Source organism: Rhodococcus sp. USK10 (genome assembly GCF_019378875.1).
Classification (GTDB): Bacteria; Actinomycetota; Actinomycetes; order Mycobacteriales; family Mycobacteriaceae; genus Rhodococcus_F; species Rhodococcus_F pseudokoreensis.
The window spans coordinates 8,030,224-8,049,297 of record NZ_CP076048.1 but is presented as its reverse complement, the minus strand read 5'-3'; the positions used below and the strand labels follow the sequence as shown (position 1 = coordinate 8,049,297).

18 protein-coding genes are annotated in these 19,074 nt (G+C 69.1%); 9 read left to right on the top strand and 9 right to left on the bottom strand.

What is annotated here, in order from left to right; all coding sequences use genetic code 11:
* The first annotated feature begins 96 nt into the window (after positions 1 to 96).
* From I1A62_RS43880 to I1A62_RS43865, 4 genes are read left to right on the top strand one after another with little or no spacing between them, the layout of a single operon-like run.
* A complete protein-coding gene (locus tag I1A62_RS43880; protein WP_087555994.1) occupies positions 97 to 864 on the top strand; it encodes a DeoR/GlpR family DNA-binding transcription regulator in 768 nt (255 codons plus the stop codon).
* Positions 861 to 1,841: a 1-phosphofructokinase gene (gene pfkB / locus I1A62_RS43875; protein WP_087555807.1), complete on the top strand. Its 981-nt coding sequence runs from the start codon at positions 861 to 863 to the stop codon at positions 1,839 to 1,841. Before I1A62_RS43880 ends, pfkB begins: the two co-directional genes overlap by 4 nt.
* A gap of 16 nt (positions 1,842 to 1,857) precedes the next feature.
* Positions 1,858 to 3,972 carry a fructose-specific PTS transporter subunit EIIC gene (locus tag I1A62_RS43870; protein WP_219458167.1) on the top strand — a complete coding sequence of 705 codons (2,115 nt, stop codon included), beginning with the start codon at positions 1,858 to 1,860 and terminating at the stop codon, positions 3,970 to 3,972.
* 57 nt (positions 3,973 to 4,029) lie between these two features.
* Positions 4,030 to 4,287, top strand: a complete 258-nt coding sequence (locus I1A62_RS43865) for an HPr family phosphocarrier protein (protein ID WP_005240765.1) — start codon at positions 4,030 to 4,032, stop codon at positions 4,285 to 4,287.
* 14 nt (positions 4,288 to 4,301) lie between these two features.
* Here the strand turns inward: I1A62_RS43865 and I1A62_RS43860 are convergent, their stop codons facing one another.
* The 7 genes from I1A62_RS43860 to I1A62_RS43830 form a co-directional block, all read right to left on the bottom strand.
* Positions 4,302 to 5,624: an esterase family protein gene (locus I1A62_RS43860; RefSeq protein WP_219458166.1), complete on the bottom strand. Its 1,323-nt coding sequence runs from the start codon at positions 5,622 to 5,624 to the stop codon at positions 4,302 to 4,304.
* A gap of 69 nt (positions 5,625 to 5,693) precedes the next feature.
* On the bottom strand, positions 5,694 to 6,809 hold the full coding sequence (locus tag I1A62_RS43855; protein WP_219458165.1) for a hypothetical protein: 1,116 nt from the start codon (positions 6,807 to 6,809) through the stop codon (positions 5,694 to 5,696).
* Positions 6,802 to 8,256 (bottom strand): GTPase HflX, encoded by a 1,455-nt coding sequence (hflX, locus tag I1A62_RS43850; RefSeq protein WP_219458164.1) that lies wholly within the window; start codon positions 8,254 to 8,256, stop codon positions 6,802 to 6,804. The genes I1A62_RS43855 and hflX overlap by 8 nt, the downstream gene beginning before the upstream one ends.
* A gap of 58 nt (positions 8,257 to 8,314) precedes the next feature.
* Positions 8,315 to 9,184, bottom strand: a complete 870-nt coding sequence (gene dapF / locus I1A62_RS43845) for a diaminopimelate epimerase (protein WP_219458163.1) — start codon at positions 9,182 to 9,184, stop codon at positions 8,315 to 8,317.
* A gap of 87 nt (positions 9,185 to 9,271) precedes the next feature.
* Entirely contained in the window at positions 9,272 to 10,120 is an 849-nt protein-coding gene (locus I1A62_RS43840; protein ID WP_219458162.1) for an RNA methyltransferase, read from the bottom strand.
* Positions 10,117 to 11,046, bottom strand: a complete 930-nt coding sequence (gene miaA / locus I1A62_RS43835; protein WP_218268391.1) for a tRNA (adenosine(37)-N6)-dimethylallyltransferase MiaA — start codon at positions 11,044 to 11,046, stop codon at positions 10,117 to 10,119. Before miaA ends, I1A62_RS43840 begins: the two co-directional genes overlap by 4 nt.
* A complete protein-coding gene (locus tag I1A62_RS43830; RefSeq protein ID WP_219458161.1) occupies positions 11,043 to 11,759 on the bottom strand; it encodes a class III extradiol dioxygenase subunit B-like domain-containing protein in 717 nt (238 codons plus the stop codon). The genes miaA and I1A62_RS43830 overlap by 4 nt, the downstream gene beginning before the upstream one ends.
* Before the next feature lie 203 nt (positions 11,760 to 11,962).
* On the opposite strand from I1A62_RS43830, the gene I1A62_RS43825 reads away from it, so the two are divergent.
* Positions 11,963 to 13,348, top strand: a complete 1,386-nt coding sequence (locus I1A62_RS43825; protein ID WP_124392902.1) for a DUF349 domain-containing protein — start codon at positions 11,963 to 11,965, stop codon at positions 13,346 to 13,348.
* A gap of 6 nt (positions 13,349 to 13,354) precedes the next feature.
* On the opposite strand, the gene I1A62_RS43820 is transcribed toward I1A62_RS43825, so the two are convergent.
* A complete protein-coding gene (locus I1A62_RS43820) occupies positions 13,355 to 13,954 on the bottom strand; it encodes a hypothetical protein (protein ID WP_219458160.1) in 600 nt (199 codons plus the stop codon).
* The gene (gene miaB / locus I1A62_RS43815; RefSeq protein WP_219458159.1) at positions 13,951 to 15,468 is read right to left on the bottom strand and encodes a tRNA (N6-isopentenyl adenosine(37)-C2)-methylthiotransferase MiaB; all 1,518 of its coding nucleotides are present in this window, start codon (positions 15,466 to 15,468) and stop codon (positions 13,951 to 13,953) included. Before miaB ends, I1A62_RS43820 begins: the two co-directional genes overlap by 4 nt.
* A gap of 210 nt (positions 15,469 to 15,678) precedes the next feature.
* Here miaB and gluA point away from each other — a divergent pair, with 210 nt between their 5' ends.
* The 4 genes from gluA (at position 15,679) to I1A62_RS43795 (ending at position 18,991) form a co-directional block, all read left to right on the top strand.
* Positions 15,679 to 16,407, top strand: a complete 729-nt coding sequence (gluA, locus tag I1A62_RS43810; protein ID WP_087555993.1) for a glutamate ABC transporter ATP-binding protein GluA — start codon at positions 15,679 to 15,681, stop codon at positions 16,405 to 16,407.
* Positions 16,408 to 16,489: 82 nt separating this feature from the next.
* Positions 16,490 to 17,323, top strand: a complete 834-nt coding sequence (locus tag I1A62_RS43805; RefSeq protein WP_219458158.1) for a glutamate ABC transporter substrate-binding protein — start codon at positions 16,490 to 16,492, stop codon at positions 17,321 to 17,323.
* Positions 17,324 to 17,414: 91 nt separating this feature from the next.
* Positions 17,415 to 18,095 carry an amino acid ABC transporter permease gene (locus I1A62_RS43800; RefSeq protein ID WP_072942416.1) on the top strand — a complete coding sequence of 227 codons (681 nt, stop codon included), beginning with the start codon at positions 17,415 to 17,417 and terminating at the stop codon, positions 18,093 to 18,095.
* Positions 18,092 to 18,991 (top strand): amino acid ABC transporter permease, encoded by a 900-nt coding sequence (locus I1A62_RS43795; protein WP_124392898.1) that lies wholly within the window; start codon positions 18,092 to 18,094, stop codon positions 18,989 to 18,991. The genes I1A62_RS43800 and I1A62_RS43795 overlap by 4 nt, the downstream gene beginning before the upstream one ends.
* Positions 18,992 to 19,074: the final 83 nt, after the last annotated feature.

The window sequence follows — 19,074 nt, the reverse complement described above, 5'->3', positions numbered from 1 at the left end:
GGCGTAAAACAACATGACACAACATTTCGTGTGATGCAGACCATAACGGATCGCATGACCGAACACTTCATCGACGAGAACAGGAACGGGGTCACGGTGTATCCGGAAGAACGCCAGCAAGCGGTCACCACGCTGATCTCGCAGCGGGGGCGCATGTCGGTCGCCGACCTCTCCGACACATTCGGCGTCACCACCGAGACCGTGCGCCGCGACCTCGCGTTACTCGAACGCCTCGGCCACGTCCGCCGGGTGCACGGCGGCGCGGTGCCCGCGGGTTCCCTCACTGTCACCGAGCCCGGCATGACGGAGCGCGATCACACCCGCGCCGAGCAGAAGGACCGGATCGCCAAGCGCGCCGCCGCCTACCTGCCGCCATCCGGTGGCAGCGTGCTGTTCGACGCGGGAACCACCACCGGGCGCATCATCCCGGAACTCCCGTCCGATCTGGACCTCACCGTGATCACCAACTCCGTGCCGATCGCGGCCCGGCTCGCGGGACTCAACTCGGTGACCCTGCACATGCTCGGCGGGCGGGTGCGCGGCATCACGCAGGCCGCCGTCGGCGAGGAGGCCCTGCGCATCCTCGACGTGCTTCGCGTCGACGTCGCGTTCATCGGCACCAATGCGCTCAGCGTCGGCCACGGTCTGTCCACACCGGACACCGAGGAGGCCGCGGTCAAGCGCGCGATGGTCCGGTGCGCCAACCACGTCGTCGTCGTCGCCGACTCGTCGAAGGTCGGCCGGGAGCATCTCGTCAGCTTCGCCCCCATCCACAGTGTCGACATCCTCGTCACCGACGCCGAGATCAGTTCCGCAGACCGAGCCCACTTCCACGACCAGGGAATCGAGGTGGTGATCGCATGATCGTCACGCTGACCGCCAATCCGAGCATCGACCGCACCGTCAACCTGCTCGGGCGCCTCGAACGGGGAACCGTTCTGCGCGCAGCCGCGACCCACAGCGACCCCGGAGGCAAGGGCGTCAACGTCGCCCGCGCACTCACGTCCGCCGGTGTCGACGCCGTCGCGGTGCTGCCCGGCAATGCGGGCGACCCCCTGCTCACCGCGTTGTCCGAGCACGGGATCGAGCACGTGACCGTGGCGACGTCCGGTTCGGCACGCACCAACATCACCATCACCGAACCCGACGGCACCACCACCAAGATCAACGAACCCGGTGTCACGATGTCGGCCGGGTCCCTCGCCGATCTGCAGTCGGAGATCATCGAACGCGGGTCCCGGGCCGAATGGGTGGTGCTGTCCGGTTCCCTTCCCCCGGGCATTCCCACCGACTGGTACGCCACACTCGTCGAGGCACTGCGTTCGGCGTCGTGCCGGGTCGCCGTCGACACGTCGGACGCACCACTGCTCGCACTCGCGGACCGGTTCCCGGCGGGCTGCCCCGACCTCGTGAAACCGAACAGCGAGGAACTCGCGCAACTCACCGGCGCCGACGGGCACCTGCTCGAGGAGTCGGCGCTGCGCGGGGACCCGACGGCCACCGCCCACGCGGGCAGGCAACTCGTGGACCGTGGGGTCGAAGCCGTCCTCGCCACGCTCGGCGCCGCGGGCGCCGTTCTCGTGACGGAAGCCGGCGCGTGGTGGGCCACGCCACCACCGATCGTCGCGCGCAGCACCGTCGGCGCCGGCGATTCCTCCCTGGCCGGCTATCTGGCAGCGCACCTGTCCGGCGCGTCGCCCGCGGACTGCCTCCGATCCGCCGTCGCCTACGGCAGCGCGGCGGCCGCCCTCCCGGGCACCACCCTGCCGACCCCCGAACACGTCGACATCGACGCCGTCACCGTCACCGCCCTCAGCTCCCCCGCCCCCGATCCGGCCTGAACCAGAAGGAAACACCATGTCTCACTCGACACCCGACCGCGATTCGGGGCCGCAGATCATCAGCGAAGATCTGATCTCCCTGGACACTGACCTCGGAGCCACAAAGGAGGACGTGATCTCCGCGCTCTCCCAGCGTCTGGCGGACGCCGGCCGCGCCACCGAGGCGGACGCTCTCCGCGACGCCGCGCTGGCGCGTGAATCACAATCGGCCACAGGACTTCCCGGCGGGATCGCGATCCCGCACTGCCGCTCGGAGGCCGTCGTCGCGGCATCGCTCGGATTCGCCCGGCTCGCCCCGAAGGTCGACTTCGGCGCCCCCGACGGACCGGCCGATCTGGTGTTCCTCATCGCCGCACCCGAGGGTGCGGGCGCGGAGCACATGAAGCTGCTGTCCTCGCTCGCCCGGGCGCTGGTTCGCCCGGCGTTCGTCGGCGCGCTGCGTGATGCGAAGACCCCCGCCGAGATCGTCACCCTGGTGAACGACGTCCTGGCACCCGCACCCGCCGCCGCACCTGCTGCCACCGCGGCCGCCACTGCTGCACCCGCTGCCGCTGCCGCCGCGGCTCCGGCTGCCGCCACGGCTCCGGCACCGAAGCCCGAACCCGTCGCCCCGGAGAAGGAACCCGAGCCCGAAGCGGGGCCGAAGCACATCGTCGCCGTCACGGCGTGCCCGACCGGCATCGCCCACACCTACATGGCCGCCGACTCCCTCGTCGCCGCCGGCGAACGCGCAGGCGTCGTCGTCCACGTGGAGACGCAGGGTTCGAGCGGCAGCACACCGCTCGCAGCCGGGGTGATCGCGGGCGCATCCGCCGTCATCTTCGCCACCGACGTCGGCGTGAAGGGCAAAGAGCGTTTCGCAGGCAAGCCGGTGGTCGCGTCGGGCGTCAAGCGCGCGATCAACGAGCCCGACACCATGATCACCGAGGCGCTGCGTGCGGGCATGAACCCGTCCGCGGCGACCGTCGACGCGGGGAGCGCGGGCAGCGCCGCGGACGAGCCGGCCGGATCGATCGGCTGGGGCACCCACCTGCGTCAGGTGCTGCTCACCGGTGTCAGTTACATGATCCCGTTCGTCGCCGCGGGTGGTCTGCTGATCGCCCTCGGGTTCCTGCTCGGCGGCTACGAGATCTCCGGTCCCGCGGAGGACATCGTCCTCAACAACTCGCTCGGCCAACTCCCCGACGGTGGCCTGACGACGTACCTCGGCGCGGTCCTGTTCCAGCTGGGTTCGCTCGCGTTCAGCTTCCTCGTCCCCGCACTGGCCGGTTACATCGCCTTCGCGATCGCCGACCGGCCCGGTCTGGCGCCGGGCTTCACCGCCGGTGCGGTGGCGGTCTTCGTGGGCGGCGGATTCATCGGAGGCCTCGTCGGCGGTCTGATCGCCGGCGGCGTCGCGCTGTGGATCAGCCGGATCCCGGTGCCCCAGTGGTTGCGCGGCCTGATGCCCGTGGTGATCATCCCGCTGTTCGCGACGCTGATCGTCGGCGCCCTCATGTTCCTGGTCCTGGGCCGACCGCTGGCCGCGATCACGACGGGCATGACGGACTGGCTCAACGGCCTGTCCGGTAGCTCGGTCATCTTCCTCGGCATCATCCTCGGACTGATGATGTGCTTCGACCTCGGTGGCCCCGTCAACAAGGCCGCATACGCGTTCGCGGTGGCCGGCCTCAACGTCAACGACACCGCGTCGCTGCGGATCATGGCGGCCGTGATGGCTGCGGGCATGGTCCCGCCGCTGGCCATGGCCCTGGCGTCGACCGTCCTGCGGCCCAGTCTGTTCAGCGAGGCGGAACGGGAGAACGGCAAGGCAGCCTGGCTCCTCGGCTCAGCGTTCATCTCCGAAGGCGCCATTCCGTTCGCCGCCGCCGACCCGCTGCGCGTCATCCCCTCGATGATGGCCGGCGGCGCCGTCACCGGCGCCCTGATCATGGCGTTCAACGTCACGCTCAGCGCACCGCACGGCGGAATCTTCGTCTTCTTCGCCATCGGCAACCTGCTGTGGTTCCTCGTCTCACTGGCCGCCGGTGTCGTCGTCTCCGCACTCTGCGTCGTCGGCGCGAAGGAATTCATCAAGCCCGGCGCGTCCGACGCCGAACTCGACCCCGACGTTGCGACAGTCGCAGCGTAAGAGAAACAGATCGACCCGCTCGACCCACACCAACCCCACCGACAGAGGAGAGAGTCCATGCCCAGCACCACAGTCGCCGTCGGTTCGTCCATCGGCCTGCACGCCCGTCCCGCCGCCGTCATCGCCGAAGCGGTTGCCGCCGCCGGTGTGCCCGTCACGCTGGCCGTGGCGGACAGCGAACCCGTGGACGCCGGTTCCGCACTGCTCATCATGACGCTCGGCGCCACCAAGGGCACCGACGTCACGGTCACCAGCGACGACGCCGACGCCGTCGAGAAGGTCGCCCAGCTTGTGGCGGCCGACCTCGACGCCTGACCGGTATCGGGCCGTCAGCTGGTGAGCCCCAGCCGACGGCCGGTCCAGTCCATCTCGCGTTCGAGTGCCGCACTCCAGGTGGCGCCCTCGTGGCCACCGGGAAGCTCGTAGTACCGCACGTCCAGACCGGCCGCCCGCGCGGCAGCGAACATTCGCTGCTGCTGCGGGCGGTATTCGTCGTCGGCGGCACCGGCCACGAACACCCCGGTCAACTCCGGGAACTGCCGTGTCTTCAGCACGTCGGCCGGATTGACCGCCGCGAACGCGCGCTCGTCGCCGCCGAACGTCGCCGCGACCGTTCCCGCGTGATCGCCGAGCGAGGGCTCGTCCTGACCGAGGAAATCGAGAAAGGTCGGGAAGATCTGCGGATAGTTCACCGCCAGCTGGATCGAGCAGGTTCCGCCGTAGGAGAATCCGCCGATCGCCCACTGCGCCGGATCGTGCGACACCTGCAGGGATGTCTCGATCCACGCGGGAACGTCGTGTGCCACGTAGGTGGCGGCGTTGCCGAGCGCCGAATCCAGGCACAGCGGATTCGCGTCCTGCGACCCCAGCGCGTCGACCACCACGACGACCGGTGCGAGTCCGTCGTGCCGTGCGGCATACGCGTCCACGGTGGACCCCAGTCGTCCGCTGCTGAACCAGTCCTGGGGCCGCCCCGGCTGTCCCGCGATCATCACCAGGACGGGGAGCACCGCCCGGGGTGACGTCAGGTACGCCGGCGGCAGGTACAGCACGGCCGGCCGGGCCGCGAATCCGGACTCGGTGCCCGGGATCTCCACTTCGGTCACCACGCCGGAGCCGGGTGTGCGCACCGGACGTGTCCACGCCGAGTCCATCGGGGTCCCCGACTGCACCGCGTCCTCGAACCCGGCGACGTCACCGAACGACACCGGCTGGACACTGGCCGGTGGACGGTGCCCCACCAGCGAGCCTGCGGTCGGGAAGACCCCGACCTCCGCGTTGACCTGGCCCACCGCCGCCGCCGCGACCACGGCGGCCGCCACACCGATCACTCCGGCCCGCCGGACTCCGGGTTTCCGGAGCAGGAGCGCCGCGGCGAGGACGAGAACGCCGACGGCGAGCCAGATCCAGGCGTACCCGGTGAGCGGTATCTGATTGGGCAGCGGGCGGTACGCCGCCCACACGACGCCTCCGATCGCGGCGGTCACGGGCACCGCGACCGCCGCGGCGCCGACGACCCGGGGCCTGACCGAACGAGTCACCGCGAGCAGCCCGACGAGGCCTGCCAGCACAGCCGCCGTCAACGCGAACCGGGCGCGACCGTGCTCGAGCGACAGGTGGGCGATACGCGACAACAACTCGTGGGCGTGCACAGAGCCCAGTATTCACACCGTGTCACCCGCCGAAAGAATCAGGCTCGCAACATTTCTCGCAAATCAGACCTATCGGGCACGACGGCGGACGAGGTAGCCGGCGACCACGACGAGCACTACTGCGCCGCCCGCGACCCCGATCCCCCACAGCGTTCCCGGCGACTGCGTCGACACCTCGTCCGAAACGGCCTGGACACGGGCCTGCTCCTGCACCCTCGACACCGCCCCGCGCAGCACCCGAATCGGTGGCACGGGCCCCTCCCTGGCCTCGGAGGCGATCAGCAGGTCGCCGTTCTCTGTGAACGCGACCGACTCCCCCTGCGGCTGCTCCGGCACGTGGGCGCGCACGACGGGTCCGGCCGCGAACGCCGCCGCCAGGTCGCCGTCCGGGGCGGAGAACAGGAACACGTCGGAATAGCTGCGCACGGCGGCGACGGTCCCGTCGGCGGACACGGCCCCGCCGGTGAACATCGTCGAATGCACGGCCGGGGCCGTGGTCCCGCTGCCGGTGGTCGCGTCGTCGACGCCGTTCGTCGCCGCGACGTCCAGCGTTCCGACCTTCTCCAGCGGGGTCGGGCCGGGGCTCGCAAGATCGCCCGCGGCGACACCGCCGACAGGCCGGTACACGTTGCCCGCCCCGAACACTTCCTTCGTGACGATCAGCGGGGTGCCGTCGCGTTGGACGAGCATCGTCTCGGCGTCGTGGGGGCCGTCCGGATACGTCAGCCGATGCAGCTCTCCCGCGCCCGTGTCACGGTCCATCGCGATCAACGCCACCGTCTCGCGCCTGCGTCCGTTGTCGCCGGTGTCGGCCAGCCACAGCCGGCCGTCGGGGCCGGACGCCAGGTCCTCGACGTCGTACGGATCGACCGGCAGCGGAAGCCAGCGCTGCACGGCGCAGTTCCCGTCCATCACCGCGACCGCCCGATCGGACCCGCTGTCGCCGACCGCGTACAGCAGCCCGCCCGCCGACACGAGCCCCGACAGCTCTTCGAGCGAGGCCTCGTCCGGGGTGCCGACCGCGGAATCGTCGGGAGTGCACAGCGCGCCGAACTCCGACGCATCGACAGCGGTCTGGTCGCGGAAGAACGGTTCGGCGGATCCGGTTCCCGCCGCGGCGAGCGGTGCGCACGCCGCGAGCACGGCGACCGCCACGCGGGCGGACCACCGTGAGCGGTCAGGCACTGCCGCTGTACTCGACCAGTGCCGACGCCAGCGCTTCGGGCACCCGCGCGTGGACGCGTGTGCCGTCCTCCTCGTGGGAGGAGTCGAGGATCTGACCGTCCGAGTGGATCCGGGCCATCAGGTCGCCCCTGTTGTACGGGAGGAGAACGCTGACCTCGATCTCCGGGCGGACCAGGACGTCGCTCAGATGTGCCCGCAACTCGGCGATGCCCTCGCCGGTCCGGGCAGAGACGAAAGACGCACCGGGCAGCAGGCCACGCAGCTGGGTCAACGTGACCGGGTCGGCGGCGTCGATCTTGTTCAACACGATGAGCTCGGGCGGTGCCGCGGCGTCGTTCTCCCGGATCACCTCGGTGATCACCTCGTGGACCGCCTTGATCTGATCCGTGGGCAGCGGATCGGAGCCGTCGACGACGTGCAGCAGCAGATCCGCGTCCGTCACTTCCTCGAGCGTCGAGCGGAACGCCTCGATCAGCTGCGTCGGCAGATGCCGCACGAACCCGACGGTGTCGGTGAGGACGTATTCGCGGCCGTCGTCCAGCGCCGCCCGCCGGGTGGTGGGATCGAGGGTGGCGAACAGTGCGTTCTGCACCAGCACCCCGGACCCGGTCAACGCGTTGAGCAGGCTGGACTTGCCTGCGTTCGTGTAGCCGACGATCGCGATGGACGGGGTCTCGCTGCGCAGACGCCTGGTGCGTTTGGTGTCGCGGGCGGCCTTCATGCCCTTGATCTCGCGACGCAGCTTTGCCATCCGCTCACGGATACGACGGCGGTCCGTCTCGATCTTGGTCTCACCGGGACCACGCAGACCCACGCCGCCGTTGCTACCGGCGCGGCCACCCGCCTGCCGGGACATCGATTCACCCCAGCCGCGCAGTCGGGGCAGCATGTATTCCATTTGGGCCAGCGCCACCTGCGCCTTGCCCTCCCTGGACGTGGCGTGCTGGGCGAAGATGTCGAGGATGAGGGCGGTTCGGTCGATGACCTTGACCTTGACGACCTTCTCCAGCGCGGTCAGCTGCGCAGGGGTGAGTTCACCGTCGCAGATGACGGTGTCGGCGCCGGTGGAGAGGACGACCTCGCGGAGTTCCTCGGCCTTGCCGGACCCGATGTAGGTGGCCGCGTCGGGTTTGTCCCGCCGCTGGACGAGGCCCTCGAGGACCTCGGATCCGGCGGTCTCGGCCAGCGCGGCGAGTTCGGCCATGCTGGATTCGGCCTGCGCCGCGGTTCCCTGGGTCCAGACACCGACGAGCACCACGCGTTCGAGGCGCAGCTGCCGGTATTCGACCTCGGTGACGTCTGTGAGCTCGGTGGAGAGCCCGGCAACCCGGCGCAGCGCGCTGCGGTCCTCGAGTTGCATCTCGCCGACCGAAGGGCGCCCGTCGTCGTAGGCGAACTCGGTGAAGTCGGAGATCGGCGATTCTTCTGTGCGATGTGATTTCGTCATACACCCCCATGATCCCACGGAATGTCGAGGGCGTGCACGTGCATTTCGCGCAGGGCGATCAGGCGAGGCCGTTCCACCACTTGTCGTCGAGGTTCCCGGACGCCACCAGGACCGACGGGCCGCGCAACGTCGCCCGGCCGTCGGACAGCGCCACCGTGACCTGACCACCAGGAATGCGGACATTCACCTCACCGGAATCGGCGCCGTCGAAGCGCAGTGCGGCGGTGGCCGCGGCCACCGTGCCGGTGCCGCACGACCGGGTCTCGCCGACCCCGCGCTCGTGCACCCGCATGTCCACGGCGCCGGAATCGATGCGGGTGAGGATCTCCACGTTGACGCCGTGCGGGAAGAAGCCGGGATCGAAGCCGGGTGCGGCCGTCAGGTCGAGGGCCGACAGCGACGCCGCCGTGAGGTGCGCGTCGACACACGCCAGGTGCGGATTGCCGACGTCGATGCCGATGCCGTTGAACACCTTGCCGTCGATGGTCGCGGCGCTCGTTCCGAGATCGCGCACCACACCCATGTCGACGGTGACCTCGCCGACGGAGCCGTCGGCCGAGTGCACGATCACCGGTTTGCCGCCGGCCCGGCTGCCGACCACGAACTCGTCGCGCGTCTCGAGACCGGTCGACCGGAGGTAGTGGGCGAAGACGCGGACACCGTTGCCGCACATTTCCGCGATCGATCCGTCGGCGTTGCGGTAGTCCATGAACCAGTCGTCCTCGGACGTGCCGTCCGGGAGTTCGGCGAGCACACCGGCAGCGGCCAGCGCACCGGCCTTGGCGACGCGCAGGATTCCGTCGGCACCGAGTCCGCGCCTGCGATCGCACAGCGCCGCCACCCGCGGGGCGGACAGGTCGATGCGGACGTCGGGATCGGGGAGGACCACGAAGTCGTTCTCGGTGCCGTGTCCCTTGCTGAAATCCATGCGCACCACTCTAACCAACCGCCGAGCGGGTACCAGTTCTCATCTGCGCTGCCGCGGAGCGGTTCATCGACGCTGCCGCGGAGCGGTTCATCGACGCTGCCGGGCGATTTCGTAGAGGGCGACGGCGCCGGCGGAGGGGGCGCCGAGGGAACTGGCCGCGCCCCCGATCGGGATGTTGACGACCGTGTCGCACGCGCTGCGCCACGCGGCGCTCATCCCGCGGGTCTCGTTGCCGATCACGAGCACGGTGCCGCCACCGAAGTCGTGGGCGTCGATGGTGACGGAACCGGTCTCGTCCGTCCCGACGATGTGCAGTTCGGTTCCGGACGCTCTCCTCGCTTCGCGGAAGGCGAGGATCTCGTCGACGGACGACACGGTGACGACCGGCATCGCGAAGAGCGATCCAGTGGAGGCGCGGACGCTGCGGGGGTCGAACGGGTCGGCGCCGTGGCCGACCACGACGACCGCGTCGGCGCCGAACGCGTTGGCGGAGCGGACGAGGGTGCCCAGGTTTCCGGGTGAGATGGGCCGGTCGAACACGACGATGAGGGGGACGGACTGCAGTCGCAGGTCCTTCAGTCGCGGTGCGCGGGTCTTCGCGACCGCGATCAGTTCCGGCGCGGTGTCGGTCTTCTCGCCGAGTTCGGTCATCAGTTCGGCGCTGACACCGATCTGTTCGACGGATCGGGTCGCGAGCAGTTCCCTCGCCCAGTCGGACAGCGGCGGGCCGTCGATGCGGTGCAGCAGCGATTCGATCGGCCAGTCGTGTTCCAGGGCGAGGTTGAGGGGGCGCACGCCCTGGATCAGGAAGCGTCCGGCCTTCGTCCGCTTGGCGCGGTTGGTGAGGTACGACTGCCACTGCTGGAAGCGGGCGTTGCGGGTGGTCACCAGCACGGACGAGGCCGGACGGTGCCGCCCGGACGGTGTTCGGCTCATCGTTCTCCCAGTGTTCGCGTCTCGTCGAGGGTGCGGATCGTGGCGTCCGCGAGGTCGGGGGTGTTTCCGTCGACCCAGTGGATGCGGGGGTCGCGGCGGAACCAGGACCGTTGTCTGCGCACGTAGCGCCGGGTGCCGATGAACGTGCGTTCCTCGGCCTCGGCCAGGTCGTATTCGCCGTCGAGCCACGCGAGGACCTGCGCGTAGCCGATGGCCCGGGGCGCGGTGACGCCGTCGCGCAGTCCCACGTCGATGAGCCCGCGCACCTCGTCGACGAGTCCCTGTTCGAACATCAGCCGGGTGCGGAGCCGGATCCGGTCGTCGAGTTCGGCGGTGTCGCGGTCGACGCCGACGATGTGTGCGCCCCAGCGTGGTTCGCCGATGCGCGGGGCGGACGCCGCGAACGGCCTGCCGGTGATCTCGACGACTTCGAGGGCACGGACCAGGCGCCTGCCGTCGGTGGGGAGGATCGATGCGGCGGCGTCGGGATCCACCCGGCTCAGCTCGGCGTGGACGGCCGCGACGCCCTGCTCGGCGAGGACGGCTTCCCACCGCGCCCGCACCGACGCGTCGGTGGCGGGGAAGCTCCACTCGTCGAGCAGTGACTGCACGTACATCATCGATCCGCCGACGATGACCGGCACGGCGCCGCGGGCGGCGATCGCCTCCACGTCGCGGACCGCGGCCTGCTGATAGTTCGCGACGGTGGCCGTCTGCGTCACGTCGAGCACGTCGAGTTGGTGATGCGGTATTCCGCGGCGTTCGGCCGGGGCGAGTTTGGCGGTGCCGATGTCCATGCCCCGGTACAGCTGCATGGCGTCGATGTTGACGATTTCGCCGCCGAGGCGTTCGGCCAGATCCAGCGCGAGATCCGACTTTCCGGTGGCGGTCGGTCCGACGACGGCGATCGGGACGGGTGAGGTCACGGACGCCACTCCCCCACGTGGTAGCCGACTCCGTAGGGCGCCGCGCTGTACAGCGTCCGGCAGGAGGCGGGCGCAGCGTCGAACACGCCGGCGAGAACCTGCCACGGGACGCGCCCGCCGATGCCGAGGGCGGCGCACTCGGCGGGGTCGAGGGCGAGCAGCGCCTCCCGGTCGCCGGTGTCGAGGGCCGCGTCGACCCGGGCCTGCACGCCTTCCGCGCGGGGGTCGAACGCGCCCGGTGCCTTCGCCGTGAGGGTGTTCGCCCCGTCCGCGACGATCACCAGCCCGCGCGGCTCGGGGTCCCGGTCGAGAAACGCGCGCAGTTTCGCGCCGTACGCGGCGCACTGCTGCGGCGACAGGTCGGCGGCGAGGATCCGCGCGTCGACGACGGTGTCCGGCGCGCACGTTCCCCGGATCCACCCGGCCGTCAGCGCCGCGAGCGGCAGGTCCGGGTCGGGCTCGTCGGCGGGACCGGGCCGCAGCGTGACCCGCACGTCGACGCCGTAGCCGCGGTAGGTGCCCTGCGCGTCGGCCCGCACTTCCGCCGCGATGGGCGCCGCGCCGACCGCCACCCATTCGGTGGCGATCGCGGACAAGGCCTTCGCCGCCGCCTGGACCGCGTCCCGCAGCGGCGCCGTCTCCGTAGCGGCCGCCCCGGTCAGTTCGGGTACCAGCAACGGTGGGGACGGCACGAGGATGGCAGCGGTGAACACACAGTCACGCTAGTCGACCGCTGGCACGGACCCGACATCCGATTCGGGCACTGCCGTCAATCGGTACCAACACGGACCGTCCGACCTGATTCAATAGTCCACAGGGCCCGTACCGGGTTGAATGGAGCCAGCACCCGTCCCGGGTCGTATGGAGCCAGTATTGCGTTCAGGCAGCCGTGACGCGCGGCAGAGATGAGGAACCGATGACCGACAGCAGCGACGCGAAGCCCGCCGTGGAGCCTGCCGCTCAGCAGCACGACACACCGAAGCCCAGCGTCCCGAAGCCGGGTGCCGCCGCGAAACCGGGTGCACCCAAGCCCCACCCCACACCGACGCACGCCCTCTCCGCCCCCGCCGTCGCCGCCCCCGCCCACAGTGATCCGAGCGAGTTCGGCCGCGTCGACGACGACGGCACCGCCTGGGTGAAGACCGCGGACGGCGACCGGCAGATCGGGTCGTGGCAGGCCGGAGACGCGGCCGAAGGCCTGGCGCACTTCGGTCGGCGCTTCGACGATCTCGCCACCGAAGTGGCCCTCCTCGAGGCACGGCTCAATTCCGGTGCGGGCGATGCGAAGAAGACGAAGACGGCCGCGATCGCTCTCGCCGAATCCCTCCCGACCGCCGCGGTGATCGGTGACATCGACTCGCTCGCCGCGCGACTCGACGTCATCATCGCCGGATCCGACGAGGCCGCCGCCCACGCCAAGCACGAGAAGGAACTGTCGCGGCAGGCGCACACCGAACGCAAGGAAGAACTGGCCGCCGAGGCGGAACAGATCGGTGCCGAGTCCACGCAATGGAAGGCCGCCGGCGACCGGTTGCGCGAGATCCTGGACGAGTGGAAGACGATCCGCGGCATCGACCGGAAGGTCGACGACGCGCTGTGGAAGCGGTATTCCAAGGCGCGGGAGGCGTTCAACCGGCGCCGCGGCGCGCATTTCGCCGAACTCGACCGTGAGCGCGCCGCCGCGAAGACCAAGAAGGAAGAACTCGTCGAGCGGGCGGAGGCACTGTCCGACTCCACCGACTGGGGTCCCACGGCCGGAGCCTTCCGCGATCTGCTCGCCGAATGGAAGGCCGCCGGACGCGCACCCCGAGAAGCCGACGACAACCTGTGGAAGCGTTTCAAGGGCGCTCAGGACGTGTTCTTCGCCGCCCGCAACGCCGCATCCTCCGAACGCGACGCCGAGTTCGAGGAGAACGCGGTCGCCAAGGAGGAGTTGCTGAAGAACGCCGGCCACATCGATCCGTCCAAGGACATCGACGGGGCGAGGGCCGCACTCCGTGACCTGCAGGAGAAGTGGGACGCCATCGGGAAGGTGCCCCGCGAGCGGATGCACGACCTCGAGGGCAAGCTGCGTGCCATCGAGAAGCGGGTCCGCGACGCCGCCGACGAGGAATGGCGCCGCACCGACCCGGAGGCGCTCGCCCGGGCCGCACAGTTCCGTGAGCGGGTCACGCAGTTCGAGGAGCAGGCGGCCAAGGCCACCGCGGCGGGCAAGACGAAGGACGCCGAGAGCGCCCTCGCGCAGGCCCAGCAGTGGCGCGAATGGGCCGAGGCTGCAGAGGGCGCCGTCAGCGGCCAGTAGGCACGATCAGCCGACGTTCCAGTCGCCGCGTCGCTCCGCTTCGGCGGCAGCGGCGCGGCGTTCCTCTTCCGCGGCCAGTTGCAGCGCGGTCCGGCTCCAGACCACCTTCAGCCAGTGGAACGTCAGCACGATGACGGTGAGCCAGCCGATGATCAGCCCGATGCCCGGTCCGGCCGCCTCGATGCCGGGCGCCGGTGTCTGCCGCGACCAGATGGCGAGCATGCCGAACACGATGGACACGGCGGTTCCCGCGAGGGCCACCCACGCGAGAGCCCAACGGCGGGTGACGAGCGCCAGCATCGACACGACGACCCCGAACACCACCTCGAACCACACGAACAGTCGCGACGGCAGTTTGATCGTCTCCGCGAGGGCGTCGTCCCTGTACACCAGCACCTCCCAGCCGTTGGCGATGCCGGAGTGCGGCAACGTCAGCGAGCCGAGGAGCACGACCACCGCGACGGCGACGACGAGCGCACGCGCCCCGGGATCGATCTCACCGGCCACCTTCTTCTCGGCGGCGTCGAAGTCCTTGAGGTAGCTCTCGATCGGCTCGTTCGCGTCACTCGGGTCGTCGGGGCGCTGGTCGTCGAACTGCGGGGTCATGCGTTGCATCCCATCTGAGCGGGTTGTGGTGCGGGCGCACCGATCTGCGGCAGTCCGAGTCCCACGCCGATCGGCGGGGTCTTCGGGGTGACGCCCTTCTCGTAGGAGTCGCCTGCGCGGGTGCGGCGGTGGGTCAGGACGGGGGTGTCCGCGACGAGGTGGTGCGGGGCGGCGGCGCTGATCACGATGGTGACGACGTCGCCGGGCCGGACGTTTCCGTCGAGGTTTCCCTCCGGCCGGAAGTGGACGAGCCGGCCGTCGCGGGCGCGCCCGCTCATCCGGGCGGTCTCCGCGTTCTTGCGGCCCTCCCCGGCGGCGACGAGCAGTTCCACCTCGGCGCCGACGAGCTTCTGGTTCTCCTCGAGCGTGATCTGTTCCTGCACCGCGATGAGACGTTCGTACCGTTCCTGCACGACGGCCTTGGGCAGCTGGCCGTCCATGTCCGCTGCCGGGGTGCCGGGCCGCTTGGAGTACTGGAAGGTGTACGCGCTGGTGAAGCGTGCCTGCCGGACGACGTCGAGCGTGTCCTGGAAGTCCTCCTCGGTCTCGCCCGGGAAGCCCACGATGATGTCGGTGGTGATCGCCGCGTGCGGCATCGCGGTGCGGACCTTCTCGATGATCCCCAGGAACCGCGACTTCCGGTAGGAGCGGCGCATCGCCTTGAGGACGCGGTCCGAACCGGATTGCAGCGGCATGTGCAGCTGGGGGCACACGTTGGGGGTCTCGGCCATCGCCTCGATGACGTCGTCGGTGAACTCGGCCGGGTGCGGCGAGGTGAAGCGGACGCGCTCGAGTCCGTCGATCTCGCCGCACGCACGCAGCAGCGCGGCGAACGCGCCGCGGTCGCGGGGCTGGTCGGGGTCGGCGAAGGACACACCGTACGCGTTGACGTTCTGCCCGAGCAGCGTGACCTCGACGACGCCCTCGTTCACCAGAGCCTGCACCTCGGCCAGGATGTCGCCGGGACGCCGGTCGACCTCCTTGCCGCGCAGCGCGGGCACGATGCAGAACGTGCACGTGTTGTTGCATCCCACCGAGATGGACACCCAGCCGGCGTACGCCGACTCCCGCTTGGCGGGCAGCGTCGACGGAAACGCCTCGAGCGCGTCGAGGATCTCGACCTCGGCCCGCTGATTGTGGCGCGCCCGGTCCAGCAGCGCCGGGAGCGACCCGATGTTGTGAGTGCCGAACACGACGTCCACCCACGGCGCCTTCTTCACGACGACGTCGCGGTCCTTCTGCGCCAGGCACCCGCCGACCGCGATCTGCATGTCGGGATTCAGTTCCTTTGCCGGCGCCAGATGGCTCAGGTTGCCGTACAGCTTGTTGTCGGCGTTCTCCCGCACCGCGCAGGTGTTGAAGACGACGAGGTCCGGCGACTGCCCGGCGGCCGCCTTCGTGTAGCCGGCGTCCTCGAGGAGCCCCGACAGCCGCTCGGAGTCGTGCACGTTCATCTGGCAGCCGTACGTGCGCACCTCGTAGCTGCGGTGAGGGGTCTGGTCGATCGTGTCCACGTATGCCAGGGTACGGCCCGCGCCAAATCGCCTCGTCGCGGCCGGTGTGCGCCGGGACACACGACCGAAGCCGGACAGTAAAGTTTCCGTGACATCCCGAGGATTCTCGGAGCAAATGACAGGTGCTCCCGCTCCCAGCACATAGGGTCATCGACTATGACGCAAGCCGACGACGCGACGCCGACACCCTCCACGGGCGCGGCCCCGTCCATGATCTCGATGAAATCGGTGAACAAACACTTCGGCGCCCTCCACGTCCTCCAGGAGATCGACCTCGAAGTTCCTCGCGGGCAGGTCGTGATCGTCCTGGGACCGTCCGGATCCGGGAAGTCGACGCTGTGCCGCACCATCAACCGCCTCGAGCCCATCGACTCCGGTGAGATCGCCGTGGACGGCAAGGTGCTGCCTGCCGAGGGCAAGGCACTGGCCGCGCTGCGCGCCGACGTGGGGATGGTGTTCCAGTCGTTCAACCTGTTCGCCCACAAGACGATCCTCGAGAACGTCATGCTCGCACCGGTCAAGGTGCGGAAGAAGAGCAGCGCCGACGCGAAGAAGACGGCCTACGAACTTCTCGAGCGGGTCGGCATCGCCAACCAGGCGGACAAGTACCCCGCGCAGTTGTCAGGCGGTCAGCAGCAGCGCGTCGCGATCGCCCGCGCACTCGCCATGAACCCCAAGGTCATGCTGTTCGACGAGCCGACGTCAGCGCTCGACCCGGAAATGGTCAACGAAGTCCTCGACGTCATGACCTCACTCGCCAAGGAAGGCATGACCATGCTCGTGGTGACCCACGAGATGGGCTTCGCCCGCAAGGCCGGCGACCGTGTCCTCTTCATGGCCGACGGCCAGATCGTCGAGGATTCCGAGCCCGCCACGTTCTTCACCGCTCCCAAATCCGAGCGCGCGAAGGACTTCCTCGGCAAAATTCTCAGCCACTGATCGGAGAGGGTGCCGCTGCGGTGCCCTCTCGGTCGACCGTGCTCCACAGGCAACACCCGTCATTTTCAATTGGAGGAACTCGATGAGGATCAACCGCTCGATTCGTGTGGGAATCGGCGTCATGGCGCTCGCCGTCGTCGCATCGGCCTGCGGCGGAGGTGAAGAGAAGAGCGCCTCCCAGAGCGCGTCGGAGGGCAAGCTCACGGTCGGCATCAAGTACGACCAGCCCGGCCTCGGACTGCGCAACCCCGATGGGTCCTTCAGCGGATTCGACGTCGAGGTGGCCGAGTACATCGCGGGCAAGCTGGGTGTCGCACCCGAGAACATCGAGTTCAAGGAGTCCCCGTCGGCTCAGCGCGAGACGCTGATCCAGAACGGTGAGGTCGACTACATCGTCGCCACCTACTCGATCACCGACGCCCGCAAGGAGAAGGTCGACTTCGCCGGGCCGTACTTCATCGCCGGACAGTCTCTCCTGGTGAAGTCCGACAACACCGACATCGCCGGCCCCGAGTCGCTCAACGGCGGCAAGAAGCTGTGCTCCGTCACCGGGTCCACCCCGGCGCAGAAGGTCAAGGACCAGTACGCGAAGGACGTGCAACTGCAGGAGTTCGACACGTACTCCGCCTGCGTCGAGGCGCTGCGGAACGGCGCAGTCGACGCCGTTACCACCGACGACATCATCCTCGCCGGTTACGCGGCGCAGTATCCGGGCGAGCTGAAGGTGGTCGGCGCGCCGTTCACCCAGGAGCGCTACGGGGTCGGGCTGGCCAAGGGCGACGACGAGACCCGCGCCAAGATCAACGACGCCATCGAGGCGATGATCGCGGACGGTTCGTGGGCGCGTGCGTTCAACGAGACCGTCGGCGCATCGGGCTACCCGATCCCCGCACCGCCGACCGTCGATCGGTACTGAGCAACTCACTCACCCGGGTCGGACGACTCCCCTTCGTGGAGGCGTCCGGCCCGGTTCGACACCAACCACCGGTGACCTGGGGAGACGGTAAGTGGACCTACTGAGCAAATACAGCGATCAGCTGATCGACGCGTTCTGGACGACGGTGCAGCTGACCGCGTTCTCGGCTGTCGGCGCTCTGATACTCGGCACGATCCTCGCGGCGATGCGGGTGTCACCGATCCCGGTCGCACGCGGTGTCGGCGCGGCGTACGTGACGATCTTCCGGAACACTCCCCTGACACTCATCATCATCTTCTGCTCGTTCGGGCTGTTCCAGACGATGGGCGTCAAGCTCGCCCCCGAACAGTCACCCACGTTCTTCGAGCAGAACAACTTCCGGCTCGCCGTTCTCGGCCTCAGCATCTACACCGCGGCCTTCGTCTGCGAGTCGCTGCGGTCCGGTATCAACACCGTGCACGTCGGCCAAGCGGAGGCTGGCCGGTCGCTCGGTCTCACGTTCTCCCAGAATCTACGGCTCATCGTGCTGCCGCAGGCATTCCGCGCGGTCACCGCACCCCTCGGCAGCGTGCTGATCGCACTGACGAAGAACACGACGATCGCCTCGGTGATCGGTGTGGCGGAGGCATCGCTCCTGATGAAGGAAATGATCGAGAACGAGGCCGCCATCTTCGTCGTCGGTGGCATCTTCGCGCTCGGATTCGTGATCCTGACCCTGCCGATGGGGCTTCTCTTCGGATACCTGAGCAAGCGATTCGAGGTTGCACGATGAGCAATTCCGCCACCGTCCTCTACGACGCGCCGGGCCCGAAGGCGAAGAACATTTACCGCCTGATCTCCGTCGCCGTCGCCCTCGCCCTGCTGGGAATCGGCTACCTCGTCTACGCCGCACTCGACGACAAGGGTCAGCTGACCGCGGCGAAATGGGAACCGTTCACCGAATCGACCTCGTGGACCACGTATCTCATTCCCGGTATCCGCGGCACCCTCGTCGCGGCCGCCGTGTCGATCGTGTTCGCGTTGATCCTCGGCGCGATCCTCGGCATCGGACGCCTGTCGGACCACCGCCCGGTGCGATGGGTGGCGGGCGGAATCGTCGAACTGTTCCGCGCCATCCCGGTGCTGATCCTGATGATCTTCTCGTACCAGCTGTTCGCCGAGTACGAGGTGTTCAAGTCGAAATACCTGGCGCTCGCCGCCGTCATCGTGGGCCTCACCCTGTACAACGGCTCGGTGATCGCCGAAATCGTCAGGGCCGGAATCAACTCGCTCCCCAAGGGCCAGAGCGAGGCCGCCATGGCACTGGGCATGCGCAAGAGCCAGGTCATGCGCACCATCCTGCTGCCGCAGGCCGTGACGGCGATGCTCCCCGCGATCATCTCGCAGATGGTGGTCGCCCTGAAGGACTCCGCGCTCGGTTACCTCATCGGCTACGTCGAAGTGGTGCGGTCCGGTCAGCAACTCGGTGCGTTCTACGGCAACTACCTGCCCGCCCTGATCGTCGTGGCGATCATCATGATCGTCCTCAACTACACGCTCACCGTGGTGGCGACCAGGGTGGAGAAGCGGCTGCGGGCCGCTCGCAAGGGCGGAGGGCCCAAGGGGGCCGTTCCCGAACTTCCCGCGGTATCGGTCCCGGGCATGGACATCACCGACAAGCGGCTGTGACCCGGCACTGCTCCTGACACGGCGCTGCGGTCGGACGGGAACTCGGTTCCCGTCCGACCGCAGTGTTGTTGGTCGTGTCTAAT